The following is a 12197-nucleotide window of genomic DNA, read 5'->3' on the forward strand; positions in this document are numbered from 1 at the left end:
TGCGCAGGCGGGGATGCGCTGCACATTTAAACAGCGGTCAGTTGCTGCTGATAACCCTTGAGCACCTCGTCGCGCAGCACACCCCAGAGCTGCGCATGCAACTCGACGAAGCGCGGATGCGAACGGATTTCGGCGACATCGCGCGGCCGCGGCAGATCGATCCGGAACTCGCCGATCGGATGCGTCGCAGGCCCGGCCGACAGTACCACCACGCGGTCCGACATCGCGATCGCTTCGTCGAGATCGTGCGTAATGAACAGCACGGCCTTGCGCTTCGCGGCCCAGAGATCGAGCAGCTCGTTTTCCATCAGCTGCCGCGTTTGAATATCCAGCGCGGAAAACGGCTCGTCCATGAGGATGATGTCGGGGTCGAGGATTAGCGTCTGCGCCATCGCGACGCGCTTGCGCATGCCGCCCGACAGCTGATGCGGATAGCGGTCGCCGAAGCCGCCGAGACCGACACGCTTCAACCACTCTTCGGCCTTCGCGCGCGCTTCCGAGGCCGGCACGCGGTGAAACGACAGGCCGGCCATCACGTTGTCGAGCGCCGAGCGCCACGGCATCAGCGCATCTGCCTGGAACATATAGCCCGCTCGGCGATTCAGGCCGCTGAGCTGTTCGCCGAACACGCTGACGCCGCCCGTCGACGGCTGGAGCAGCCCCGCGCCGATGTTCAGCAGCGTGGACTTGCCGCAGCCAGTCGGCCCGACGACCGACACGAACTCGCCGGGCTCGATACGCAGCGTCGTGTCCTTAACTGCTGTGTAGCGCTGTGCGCGGTTGTCACGCGCGGCGAACGTGCAGGTGATGTTTTCGAACGCCAGGGCAGCAACGGTCATCGTACGTCTCGCTTCGGGAATCGGGTTAGCGGGGAGTTGTCGCGGCGACGCTGGGGCGACGGCTGTGGACGCGGCGAATCGCCCTGTCCACGTCCCATTCGATGCGCCTGTGCGCGCGCCGCGTCGTTTATGCCTTGACGGTCGCGAGTGCCTTCTTCACGAACTCGTTGGTCCACGTCTTCGACAGATCGATCTGCGCGTTCTGGATCACCGGATCGAACGCCTTCAGCGTCTTCAGCGACGTCGCGGGACCGTCGGCGGGCATCAGGCCGTCGGGCGACATCGCTTCGCGCACGTGCTGCCACGCGTCGAGATAGAGCGCGCGGTCGCCGAGCAGATAGCTCTCCGGCACCGTGTTGATCAGTTCGCTGCCGCTCGCGTTCTGCAGCCACTTGAGCGCGCGCACCATCGCATTGGTCAGCGCCTGCGTGGTGTTCGGGTTCTTCGTGATGAACGACTGCGATGCGTACAGGCAGCCCGCCGGCATGTCGCCGCCGAACACGATGTGCGTATCGGTGAGCGTGCGGGTATCCGACACGACGCGCACGTCGCCGGCGCGCTCGAGGCGCGTGACGACCGGATCGAGATTGGCGATCGCGTCGATCTGCCCGGACTGCAGCGCGGCGATCGCGCCGGCACCGGCGCCCACGCCGATGAACGCGACGTCCTTCGGACTGAGCCCCGCTTTCGCGAGGACGAAGCTCGCCATGATCGACGTCGACGAACCCGGCGCGGTCACGCCAATCTTCTTGCCCTTCAGATCGGCGATCGACCTGTAGTTCGGCATCGTCTTCTTCGACACCGCGAGCACGATCTGCGGCGCGCGGCCCTGCAGCACGAATTCGCGGAACATCTGCTTTTGCGCCTGCAACAGCAGCGTGTGTTCGAACGCGCCGGAGACCACGTCGGCGCTTCCGCCGACTGCCGCCTTCAACGCCTGCGAGCCGCCCGCGAAGTCGGAAATCTCGACTTCGAGCCCCTCGTCCCTGAAGTAGTTGCGGCGCTCGGCGATCGTCAGCGGCAGGTAGTAGAACAGGTTCTTGCCGCCGACCGCGATGGCGACCTTGGTGGTCTCGGGCTTGCCCTGCGCGAAAGCGAACGGCGTGGCCGCGAGCGAGGCGCCCGCGAGCGCCGCACCGCCGGCGAGGAAGGTTCTGCGTTGCATGGTCCGTTGTCTCCAGATTTTTTGTAGTCCGGCTTTTTGACCGCCCGTGTGCGCGTTGCGCGAGCGCATGGCCACGGTGTGGGGCTGCCGGTCGCAAGGCGCGAATCGTGCATCAGCGCCGCGCTTTACGCGCCTTTCTCTATGCGTTGCGCTGTGCGCATCAGACGATCTGTTGCGCCCGCAACCGCGCGATGCCGTCAGCATCATAACCTAGCGATTGCAGGACTTCATCGGTATGTTCACCCAGTTCTGGCCCCAGCCAGCGCGTCTCACCGGGCGTCGCCGACAGCTTCGGCGTAACCGCGGGCAACGTGATTTCCTTGCCGTCCTGCCACTTGAACCGCTGGATCATCTGCCGCGCGATGAACTGCGGATCGGTGAACATATCGGCGACGCTGTAGATGCGGCCCACCGGCACGTCGGCCGCGTTCAGCACCGCGAGCGCTTCGTCGATCGTGCGCGTGGACAGCCACGCGCCGATCGCGGCGTCGATTTCCTGCGTGCGCAGCACGCGGCCATCGTTATGCGCGAGCGCCGGATCGTTGGCGAGATCGTCGCGTTCGATCGCGATCATCAGGCGCCTGAAGATCGGATCGCTATTGCCGCCGATCACGATGCTGCCGTCGCGGCACGGATACGTATTCGACGGCACGATGCCCGGCAGAGACGCGCCGGTACGCTCGCGCACCATGCCGTAGACGCCGTATTCGGGCACCACGCTTTCCATCATGTTGAAGACGGCCTCGTACAGCGCGACGTCGACGACCTGCCCCTTGCCGCCGTTCACCTGCTTGTGATGCAGCGCCATCAGCGCGCCGATCACACCGTGCAGCGCGGCGATCGAATCGCCGATCGAAATGCCGATGCGCGGCGGCGGCAGATCCGGATAGCCGGTGATATGGCGCAGACCGCCCATCGACTCGGCGATCGCGCCGAAGCCGGGCCGGTCGCGATACGGGCCCGTCTGGCCGTAGCCCGACAGACGCACCATCACGAGGCCGGGGTTCTCGGCGGACAGCACGTCGTAGCCGAGCCCGAGCTTTTCGAGCAGACCGGGCCGGAAATTCTCGACGACGATATCGGCCTCTTTCGCGAGGCGCCGCACGATCTCCTTGCCCTCCTCGGCTTTCAGGTTGATCGTGACGGACTTCTTGTTGCGCGCCTGCACGGCCCACCACAGCGACGTACCGCCGACTTCCGGGTACAGCTTGCGCCATTTGCGCAGCGGGTCGCCGCCTTTGGGGTCTTCGATCTTGACGACGTCGGCGCCGAACTCGCCGAGAAAACGCGCGGCGAACGGCCCGGCAATCAGCGTGCCGAGTTCAAGCACCTTGACGCCGGCGAGCGGACCGCACGCGTCATGCGGTGCGGCGCTCGCGCCTGATTCGGGGGTGGCGCTCATGAGTCTCCCTGGTTCTGCATCGTTGTGTACCCGGTCTGTCTGGTTTGCAACGACTTGCGACGATGCGTGCCTGGACGGATATGGCGGCGGCCAACGAAAGCCGCCTGACTACATCGAACGACGGTCGAGCATCGCGCGCGCGATCGTGCCCGCGTCGACATACTCGAGCTCGCCGCCCACCGGCACGCCGCGCGCGAGACGCGTCACGGCAAGGCCGCGCGCCTTCAGCGTCTGTCCGAGGTAATGCGCGGTGGCCTCACCCTCGTTGGTGAAATTGGTGGCCAGCACGACTTCCTTGACGACGCCATCCGACGCGCGCTTCACGAGCCGGTCGAAATGGATTTCCTTCGGGCCGATGCCGTCGAGCGGACTCAACCGCCCCATCAGCACGAAATAGAGGCCGCGATAGGTCATCGTCTGTTCGAGCATGATCTGGTCGGCCGGCGTTTCGACGACGCACAGCAGCGACGGATCGCGCTCCTCATCGAGGCAGACCTCGCAGATCTGCGCTTCGGTAAATGTGTTGCACTTTTCGCAGTGACGCAGATGCTCGGTCGCGAACAACAGCGAGCGCCCGAGTTTTTCGGCGCCTTCGCGATCGTGCTGCATCAGGTGATACGCCATGCGCTGCGCGGACTTCGGCCCGACACCGGGCAGCGCGCGCAGCGCTTCGACGAGCGCCGACAGGGCGGAAGGTTGTTTCATGCGGATCGGCGTCGACGTGGGTGGTGCTCGGGTGGGCGAATCGGGATGCGGGGGTGTTGCTCGAACCGGGCCGCGCTTTCACGCCGTGACGACGCTTTCACGCGCGGCTGCAGGTTCGATGTTTCCAGCCTGCGCGCGGCGCGCGGCGGCGAGCGTCTGCGTTCGCACCGCGGCAATCAACCGCCGCGGCGCTCACCCGCTTCAGCCCGTTCTCAATCAGAACAGGTTCAGAACGGCAGCTTGAAACCCGGCGGCAGCGGCAGGCCGGCGGTCATGCCGCCCATCTTTTCCTGCGCGGTCGCCTCGGCCTTGCGCACGGCGTCGTTGAACGCGGCGGCGACGAGATCTTCCAGCATGTCCTTGTCGTCGGCGAGCAGGCTCGGGTCGATCGACACGCGGCGCACGTCGTTCTTGCAGGTCATCGTCACCTTGACGAGACCGGCACCCGACTGCCCCTCGACTTCGATCAGCGCGAGTTGCTCCTGCATCTTCTTCATGTTTTCCTGCATCTGCTGGGCTTGCTTCATCAGCCCGGCGAGTTGGCCTTTCATCATGGACGTGCTCCTTCTAGATAGCGTGGAATCTGGCATTCCGGCGCCGCGCCGCGACGACGCCGCGAACGATGGATCAGTGGGCCGGCGACGCGCCGTTCGGGGCGGCGTCCGGGGTAATCGGGCGGATCGAGCCCGGCACGATGCTCGCACCGAACTCGCGAATCAGCGACTGCACAAACGGATCGGCGCTGATCTCGCGCTCGGCTTCCTGCTGGCGCTGCGCGCGCAGCTTCGCGTCGTGCGCGGCGGCGGTACGGCGCGCCGGGCCGACTTCGACCTGCACGTCGACGTTCTGGCCGAGCCGCTCGACGAGCGCTGCCTTCAGTTTAGCGACCTGCGACGCTTCTGCGTATTGCGGCACCGGCACGTTGAGCTTCAGCGTGCTGCCGTCGAGCGCCATCAGTTCGCTGTTGAACGCAAGCTGATACGAGATGCCCTTCAGCGGCAGATCGACGGCGAGCGCCGGCCAGTCGCCGGTGAAACCTAGCGGATCGAGCGGCACGGCAGGCGGCCGCGGGCGCGTATCGGCGAGCGGCGTCGGCGCGGCGGCCTGCGCGGCCGCGCCGTCCATGCGGACGTCGTCGGGGCCGCGGTCGAACACCGGCACGAAGTCGTCGTCTGGCGGAATGAAGTACGCGTCGTCCGCGGCCGACAACGGCAGGTAGTCGTCGGGCGGCATGTCGTCCCATGGTGGGATCGACGGGCTGTTCTGCTGCGCATTGCTGCTCGCGCCGCTATTTGCGTCGCGAGTGGGCGCAGCCTGCGCGGCGGTGTCCTGCGACACGCGGCGTGACGCACCGGGCGTCGGCACCGGCACGACCACACGCGGCGCGGCGGGTTTCGGTGCGGCCGGCTTCGGTGCGGCCGGCTTCGGTGCGGCCGGCTTCGGTGTGGCGGGTGCGGCCGGCTTCGCGGACACGTCCGTGTTAGCGCGGCCACGGTCGGACGCTACTTTCATGCCGGCGTTGCGCAGCACGTCGAGCGCGGCGCTGGCGCCGCCCGCGCGGCGCGGTACGGAGTCGGCTGCGGCCGCCGGTGCCGCCGTTGAAGCGGGCGCCGCCAATTCCGGCCGCGCTTCCGGTTCCGGTGACGTGGCCCCTTGCGCGCGACCAGGAGCGGCAGTTGCAAGCGCGCTCGGTGCGGACGAAGGTGCGATGTCGGAAACTTCGTTCGAGACCGGCGCGCTCGAGCTGGCGATCGTGGCGACGGCATTCGCGGGCGCGTCTTCCCACGGCGCCAGCGGGGGTGCCGTAATGGCAGGCGCTTCTGTCACGCGGGCGACTTCGGCGTTGGGCGATTGCGGTGCTTCTTCAGATTGCGCGGAGTCGGCTGTGGGCTTCGCGATCGGCTGTGCAGTCGGCGCGGTCGATTTCATCGCGTCGCCCTGTTCGTCGCCGGCAACGCCTACCTGAGGTCCACGAACGGGCGCAGCAGTTGCCATGGCCGTCGCGGACGACGGTGACAGCGCGTGCAGCGCGGCAACCGTCGGTGCACCCGAGCGCTGCGCACCGGCGCCGGCTCCGCCCGCACCGCTCTGCGTGCCAGCGGCTCCCGCCGCTCCGCCACCGCCGCCTGTCGGCGCCGGCTCGAACGCGAGCATGCGCAGCAGCGTCATCGTGAAGCCCGCGTATTCGTCGGGCGCGAGGCCCAGTTCGCTTCGGCCGATCGTCGCGATCTGATAGAACAGTTGCACCTGCTCGGCGCTCAACGCGTCGGCGAAACGGCGCAAGTCGGCCGCCTCCGGCCATTCGTCGAGCACCGACGAAGGCGCGAACTGCGCCCACGCGATCCGATGCAGCAGGCTCGCCAGGTCTTGCAGCGCCGTCGAGAACGACAGGCTTCGCAAGGCCATCTCGTCGGCGACCGCCAGCACCGCCGCGCCGTCGCCCTGCGCGAGCGCGTCGAGCAGGCGGATCAGATAGCTTTGGTCGAGCGCGCCGAGCATGCCGCGCACCGCGTCTTCACTGACCTGGTTCGCCGAATAGGCGATCGCCTGATCGGTCAGCGATAGCGCGTCGCGCATCGAACCGTCGGCCGCGCGCGCGAGCAGGCGCAACGCCTGCGCCTCGTGAGGCACGCTCTCTTCGCCGAGAATGCGTTCGAGATGCGACACGATATGGCCGGCCGGCATCTGCTTCAGATTGAACTGCAGACAGCGCGACAGCACGGTGACCGGAATCTTCTGCGGGTCGGTGGTCGCGAGGATGAACTTGACGTGCGGTGGGGGCTCTTCGAGCGTCTTCAGCATTGCGTTGAACGCGTGGTTCGTCAGCATGTGCACTTCGTCGATCATGTAGACCTTGAAGCGCGCATCGACGGGCGCGTACACCGCGCGCTCGAGCAGCGCGGCCATTTCATCGACGCCACGATTACTCGCCGCGTCCATTTCGACGTAATCGACAAAGCGCCCTTCGTCGATCTCGCGACACGCACGGCATACGCCGCACGGCGTCGACGTCACGCCGGTCTCGCAATTGAGCGCCTTCGCGAAGATGCGCGACAGCGTGGTCTTGCCGACGCCGCGCGTACCTGTAAACAAATAGGCATGGTGCAGACGGCCGCCGTCGAGCGCATGGGTGAGCGCGCGCACCACGTGCTCCTGTCCGACGAGCGAAGCGAAATCCTTCGGCCGCCATTTGCGTGCGAGAACTTGATAGGTCATCCGGAAATTGTATCAGTAACAATGGCGCGCAAAACCGATTCGGGAAGACGCGTGAAATGAGCGAAACGGCCACGACGACGCTCCATCCGAAGACGGCGAACGATCAATACAAAAGCTGGGAATGACTGAGGAGAAACTGCGGAGAAGCCGTGAAAACGGCCGCGGAGAAAAAAGCAAGGAAAGGTGACGAGCCCGACCCTCGGCACTGGTGGAAAACGGCTGTGGCTGCTTCGTTCCCGACCTGACCAGGTTGACCATCCCTCCATGCGAGGAGGCCCGTCACGAAGGATTCTATCATTGCCGCGCGCATTGTGCGACTGTTGACATGAGCAAAACGCGAACGACGCTCCGCTTCGAACGGCTTCGCGCGGTTTGCGGCCGCTTTCTGCACGCCGCCAGACGCCCTCCCGGCCACCGCGGCGACGCCCGCCACGCGCGGCACTTGAGTTCGCCGCGCGCGACACCATTTAGATCGCAACGCGGTCGCCGTGAGCCGCAGAAACCGGCCGACGCTGCGGCGGCGGCCTATTAGCCCCACTGTCTTGATGAGTACTATCGCCATCGGCAACGCATAGCGAATTAAGCTACACTGCCAGTTGAAAGACCCGCATACGCGACTCTTTCCGCGCATTGCGTGAAAATCCGGCGTTTTTTCAGACGGTTTTTCTGATTTTCACAGGCATGCGCGGCGAGGCTCTGGATGCGGCAAAGCGAACGGAAGTTTTCCCAGTTTTTGACGTATCGTGGCGAGCAATTCAGGCGGGCCTCGAACCGACAGAGGTATTCATAAATGAGCGAACAAATCAAGCATATTAGCGACGCATCGTTCGAACAGGACGTCGTGAAATCCGATAAACCCGTGCTGCTCGATTTCTGGGCCGAATGGTGCGGTCCGTGCAAGATGATCGCGCCGATCCTCGACGAGGTCGCGAAGGACTACGCCGATCGCCTGCAAGTCGCGAAGATCAATGTCGACGAGCATCAGTCCACGCCGGTCAAGTTTGGCGTGCGCGGCATCCCCACATTGATCCTGTTCAAGAACGGCGCCGTTGCCGCTCAGAAGGTCGGAGCTCTGTCGAAGTCGCAACTCACCGCGTTCCTCGACGGCAACCTGTAAAGCAAGCAGTACGCCGCGGCGCTCGCGGGTCCATCGCGCGCCGCAGGCAGTTGGAGAATCGGGCGCATCGGGTGAGCAAACCGCCGCGCCCGCTGGTCAAGCGTGTTGTCAGCCGGCAACACGCTTTGCAACAAAGATGCCACGCTGCCGCACTGGCTTAAATTGGCGTGTGCTATGCTAGAATCCACAAAACGTCGAAAAGACGTGTAAGTCTTTGAGCGGTTCCGCTCACCCTCCTCCCAGATTTCATTTCGTCGCACCTTCTCCTGCGGGTTCTCCGTATGCATTTATCCGAGCTTAAGACTCTGCACGTGTCCCAATTGATCGAGATGGCCAATGGCCTCGAGATCGAAAGCGCGAACCGCCTGCGCAAGCAGGAATTGATGTTCGCCATTCTAAAAAAACGAGCCAGAGCGGGCGACACGATCTTCGGCGACGGCACCCTCGAAGTGCTGCCGGACGGTTTCGGCTTCCTGCGCTCGCCGGAGACCTCCTACCTCGCCAGCACGGACGACATCTACATCAGCCCGTCGCAAATCCGCCGCTTCAATCTGCATACGGGCGACACGATCGAAGGCGAAGTGCGCACGCCGAAAGACGGCGAACGCTATTTCGCGCTGGTGAAGGTGGACAAGGTCAACGGCCAGCCGCCGGAGGCCTCGAAGCACAAGATCATGTTCGAAAACCTGACGCCGCTGCACCCGAACAAGGTGCTGCTGCTCGAACGTGAAATGCGTGGCGAAGAGAACGTGACCGGCCGCATCATCGACATGATCGCGCCGATCGGCAAGGGCCAGCGCGGCCTGCTCGTCGCGTCGCCGAAGTCGGGCAAGACCGTGATGCTTCAGCACATCGCGCACGCGATCAAGCAGAACCATCCCGACGTCGTGCTGTTCGTGCTGCTGATCGACGAGCGTCCGGAGGAAGTGACGGAAATGCAGCGTTCGGTGGCCGGCGAAGTGATCGCCTCAACGTTCGACGAACCCGCCGCGCGTCACGTACAGGTCGCCGAAATGGTGATCGAGAAGGCCAAGCGCCTCGTCGAAATGAAGAACGACGTCGTGATTCTGCTCGACTCGATCACGCGTCTCGCGCGCGCTTACAACACGGTGGTCCCGGCCTCGGGCAAGGTGCTGACGGGCGGTGTCGACGCGAACGCGCTGCAGCGCCCGAAGCGGTTCTTCGGCGCGGCGCGCAACATCGAGGAAGGCGGATCGCTGACCATCATCGGCACGGCGCTGATCGAAACCGGCAGCCGCATGGACGATGTGATCTACGAAGAGTTCAAGGGCACCGGCAACATGGAAGTGCACCTCGAGCGCCGTCTCGCCGAGAAGCGCGTCTACCCGTCAATCAACCTGAACAAGTCGGGCACGCGCCGCGAAGAGCTGCTGATCAAGCCCGAAGCGCTGCAGAAGATCTGGGTACTGCGCAAGTTCATTCACGACATGGACGAAGTCGAGTCGATGGAATTTCTGCTGGACAAGATCCGCCAGACGAAGAGCAATTCCGAGTTCTTCGACATGATGCGTCGTGGCGGCGGCAGCTAACGCGCGACGTTCGTGCTGGCCGTATTAGTCGGCAACTGCAAGTCGGCAACTGCAACGCATGAAAAACCGCTCGCAAGCTGCGAGCGGTTTTTTTTCGTCCATCGTCCGCAGAGACAATGCGCCGCCTCAACATCAGCGTGAACGTACACGCGGTTTCTCGGAGGGGCCTCGGCTGTCCCGTCGAGAACACCGGGCGGCTCGTCGGCGCCACGTCGCTGATTTCGGCGAGCGCGCTGTTCGTCTATCTGCGTTTTGCGAAGCTGCTGCCGCGCAAGAAGTGGATCATCGTGCCGGGCTTCGGGGTGGCCGCGTTCGCCACCGGGTGGACGACACGCATGTCACCGGACGTCGGCGAGGCGGCGCTCGCCCTGCCGCTGCTGCTGCGCGGCCTGCTGTTGCTGTTCATCGTGCCGCCGGTCGCGAATCTGACGTGCCGCATCTGCTTGATCGAGGAGGGGTTCACGCACGGCTACCGGCTGAAAAACATCGTCCGGCAGTTGACCATCTCCTTCGCGACCGCCTCGGTGATCATCGTCGAGCAGCACCGGCTCGCGCTGCATCAAAGTCGCCTCGCGGAGTCCGTGAATCCGTACAATCCGGTCTACCAGAACACGCTCGCTACGCTGGCGCGCGGCTCCGCCGCCGCCGGTCATGCGGTGAGCGAAGCGCACGCGCTCGCGATCGCGTCGATCAGCCGGTCGATTGGGCAGCAGGCCAGTTTGCTCGCGTCGCTCGACGGTTTCTATTTTCTGATCGGCGTCGCGATATGCGGCGCCCCGTTCGCCGCGTAGCAAAAACAGATCGACTGAAGGTGGGCTCCAAGCATGCTGTCGAAACTCACGAACTGGCTGGGCGCACGGCGTCGCGAGCGCACGCTGCGCGACTACGCGATCGACGATTCCTTGTGGCAGGCGACACTCGCCGGCCTACCCTTTCTCACGCATCTGGAAGCGCCCGATCTCGCGCGACTGCGCGAGATGACGAGTCTCTTCCTCGCGCAGAAGGAGTTCTCGACCGCGCACGAGCTCGAGCTGACCGATGCGATGACGGTCGGCATCGCCGCGCAGGCATGCCTGCCGGTGCTGAACCTGAGCCTCGATCTGTATCGCGGCTGGGTCGGCGTGATCGTCTATCCGGGCGAGTTCGTGATCCGCAAGACCGTTGAGGACGAAGATGGCGTCGTGCACGAGATCGAACACGACGCCAGCGGCGAGGCGTGGGAAGGCGGCCCGGTGGTGCTGTCGTGGGAAGACGCGCAGATGACCGATGGCAGCGACGCATACAACGTCGTGATCCACGAGTTCGCGCACAAGATCGACATGCTCAACGGCGAAGCGGATGGCCACCCGCCGCTGATGCGCCGCTGGCACGCGCCGCTCGATGCGCAGGCATGGGCCGATGTGTTCGACCATGCATACGATCACTTCTGTGCGAAAGTCGACGCGGTGCCCGAGCGACGCTGGGCGCGTTTCGAACGCGAGTCGCTGATCGATCCGTATGCGGCGGACCATCCGTCGGAGTTTTTTGCCGTATGCAGCGAGGCGCTGTTCGTGCGGCCCCAAGCGTTCGAGGCGGAGTATCCGGAACTGTACCGACTGCTCGCGCGCTACTACCGGCAAGATCCAGCGCGCGTCGGTTTGACGTTCACGCCCATTTGAGACGCCGCGAATGGGCGCCGCTTGCGCCGCAATAGAATCCGCTGGCAGATAAATCGCCAAGCGACTGATTTTCTGGCATAATCGCGGTTTTTCGACCGTAGGCAAGTGGCTCGCGCCTGAAGGCAGTCCCATTCGAGGCTGCACGCGGGTTGGCTACCGCCAGATTAAAGGAAAGACCATGAAAGAAGGCATTCACCCGAATTACCGCGAAGTCCTGTTCGTCGACATGTCGAACGACTTCAGGTTCGTGACGCGCTCGACCATCCAGACGCGCGAAACCGCGGAATTCAACGGCAAGACCTACCCGCTCGCGAAGATCGAAGTGTCGTCGGAATCGCATCCGTTCTACACCGGCCAGCAAAAGATCATGGACACGGCCGGCCGCGTCGAGAAGTTCAACAAGAAGTTCGGCGCACGTGCTTCGGGCAAGGCAGTAAAGTAATACCGCCACGGTGCCGGCTTCCGGCCGGCAACGGAGCAAACAGAAAGGGCAGCGCGAGCTGCCCTTTTTTGTCGCCTGCGCATGTGCGCCCGCTGGGTCGCAC

At 64.5% G+C, this 12197-nt stretch carries 10 protein-coding genes, 1 other RNA gene and 1 pseudogene; 5 read left to right on the top strand and 7 right to left on the bottom strand.

Translation table 11 applies throughout. The features are described 5' to 3' along the window. Positions 1–26: 26 nt before the first annotated feature. The 7 genes from HDG33_RS14675 to ffs all read right to left on the bottom strand — a co-directional run bounded on the left by HDG33_RS14675 (position 27) and on the right by ffs (position 7608). Positions 27–839 carry an ABC transporter ATP-binding protein gene (locus HDG33_RS14675; protein WP_184028945.1) on the bottom strand — a complete coding sequence of 271 codons (813 nt, stop codon included), beginning with the start codon at positions 837–839 and terminating at the stop codon, positions 27–29. A gap of 127 nt (positions 840–966) precedes the next feature. After that, positions 967–2004 carry an ABC transporter substrate-binding protein gene (locus HDG33_RS14680; protein ID WP_184028949.1) on the bottom strand — a complete coding sequence of 346 codons (1038 nt, stop codon included), beginning with the start codon at positions 2002–2004 and terminating at the stop codon, positions 967–969. Positions 2005–2164: 160 nt separating this feature from the next. After that, positions 2165–3406, bottom strand: a complete 1242-nt coding sequence (locus HDG33_RS14685) for a CaiB/BaiF CoA-transferase family protein (RefSeq protein WP_184028952.1) — start codon at positions 3404–3406, stop codon at positions 2165–2167. A 108-nt stretch (positions 3407–3514) separates the two neighbouring features. After that, positions 3515–4111, bottom strand: coding sequence for a recombination mediator RecR (recR, locus tag HDG33_RS14690; RefSeq protein ID WP_018418135.1), 597 nt, complete (start codon positions 4109–4111; stop codon positions 3515–3517). Positions 4112–4338: 227 nt separating this feature from the next. Beyond that, a complete protein-coding gene (locus HDG33_RS14695) occupies positions 4339–4665 on the bottom strand; it encodes a YbaB/EbfC family nucleoid-associated protein (protein ID WP_027197578.1) in 327 nt (108 codons plus the stop codon). Positions 4666–4738: 73 nt separating this feature from the next. Further along, entirely contained in the window at positions 4739–7327 is a 2589-nt protein-coding gene (locus HDG33_RS14700) for a DNA polymerase III subunit gamma/tau (protein ID WP_184028955.1), read from the bottom strand. Between the two features lie 182 nt (positions 7328–7509). Beyond that, positions 7510–7608, bottom strand: an RNA gene (gene ffs, locus HDG33_RS14705) — signal recognition particle sRNA small type. A gap of 509 nt (positions 7609–8117) precedes the next feature. Between ffs and trxA the strand changes: the two genes are divergently transcribed. From trxA to HDG33_RS14730, 5 genes and pseudogenes are all read left to right on the top strand, one after another. Continuing rightward, positions 8118–8444: a thioredoxin TrxA gene (gene trxA / locus HDG33_RS14710; protein WP_013089343.1), complete on the top strand. Its 327-nt coding sequence runs from the start codon at positions 8118–8120 to the stop codon at positions 8442–8444. Between the two features lie 281 nt (positions 8445–8725). Further along, entirely contained in the window at positions 8726–9994 is a 1269-nt protein-coding gene (rho, locus tag HDG33_RS14715; protein ID WP_184028958.1) for a transcription termination factor Rho, read from the top strand. 164 nt (positions 9995–10158) lie between these two features. Beyond that, positions 10159–10785, top strand: a pseudogene (locus tag HDG33_RS14720) (MFS transporter); the annotation flags it as partial. A gap of 33 nt (positions 10786–10818) precedes the next feature. Next, the gene (locus tag HDG33_RS14725) at positions 10819–11652 is read left to right on the top strand and encodes a zinc-dependent peptidase (RefSeq protein ID WP_184028960.1); all 834 of its coding nucleotides are present in this window, start codon (positions 10819–10821) and stop codon (positions 11650–11652) included. A gap of 178 nt (positions 11653–11830) precedes the next feature. After that, a complete protein-coding gene (locus tag HDG33_RS14730; protein WP_090804621.1) occupies positions 11831–12094 on the top strand; it encodes a type B 50S ribosomal protein L31 in 264 nt (87 codons plus the stop codon). Positions 12095–12197: the final 103 nt, after the last annotated feature.

Origin of the sequence: Paraburkholderia sp. Cpub6 (assembly GCF_014201065.1) — a bacterium.
Lineage (GTDB): Bacteria > Pseudomonadota > Gammaproteobacteria > Burkholderiales > Burkholderiaceae > Paraburkholderia > Paraburkholderia tuberum.

Bases quoted from the DNA above. Each gene is read 5' to 3' on its own strand.
- HDG33_RS14700 (WP_184028955.1), bottom strand. From the start codon at position 7,327: ATGACCTATCAAGTTCTCGCACGCAAATGGCGGCCGAAGGATTTCGCT.
- HDG33_RS14730 (WP_090804621.1), top strand. From the start codon at position 11,831: ATGAAAGAAGGCATTCACCCGAATTACCGCGAAGTCCTGTTCGTCGAC.
- HDG33_RS14675 (WP_184028945.1), bottom strand. From the start codon at position 839: ATGACCGTTGCTGCCCTGGCGTTCGAAAACATCACCTGCACGTTCGCC.
- HDG33_RS14725 (WP_184028960.1), top strand. From the start codon at position 10,819: ATGCTGTCGAAACTCACGAACTGGCTGGGCGCACGGCGTCGCGAGCGC.
- trxA (WP_013089343.1), top strand. From the start codon at position 8,118: ATGAGCGAACAAATCAAGCATATTAGCGACGCATCGTTCGAACAGGAC.
- HDG33_RS14685 (WP_184028952.1), bottom strand. From the start codon at position 3,406: ATGAGCGCCACCCCCGAATCAGGCGCGAGCGCCGCACCGCATGACGCG.
- HDG33_RS14680 (WP_184028949.1), bottom strand. From the start codon at position 2,004: ATGCAACGCAGAACCTTCCTCGCCGGCGGTGCGGCGCTCGCGGGCGCC.
- rho (WP_184028958.1), top strand. From the start codon at position 8,726: ATGCATTTATCCGAGCTTAAGACTCTGCACGTGTCCCAATTGATCGAG.
- recR (WP_018418135.1), bottom strand. From the start codon at position 4,111: ATGAAACAACCTTCCGCCCTGTCGGCGCTCGTCGAAGCGCTGCGCGCG.
- HDG33_RS14695 (WP_027197578.1), bottom strand. From the start codon at position 4,665: ATGATGAAAGGCCAACTCGCCGGGCTGATGAAGCAAGCCCAGCAGATG.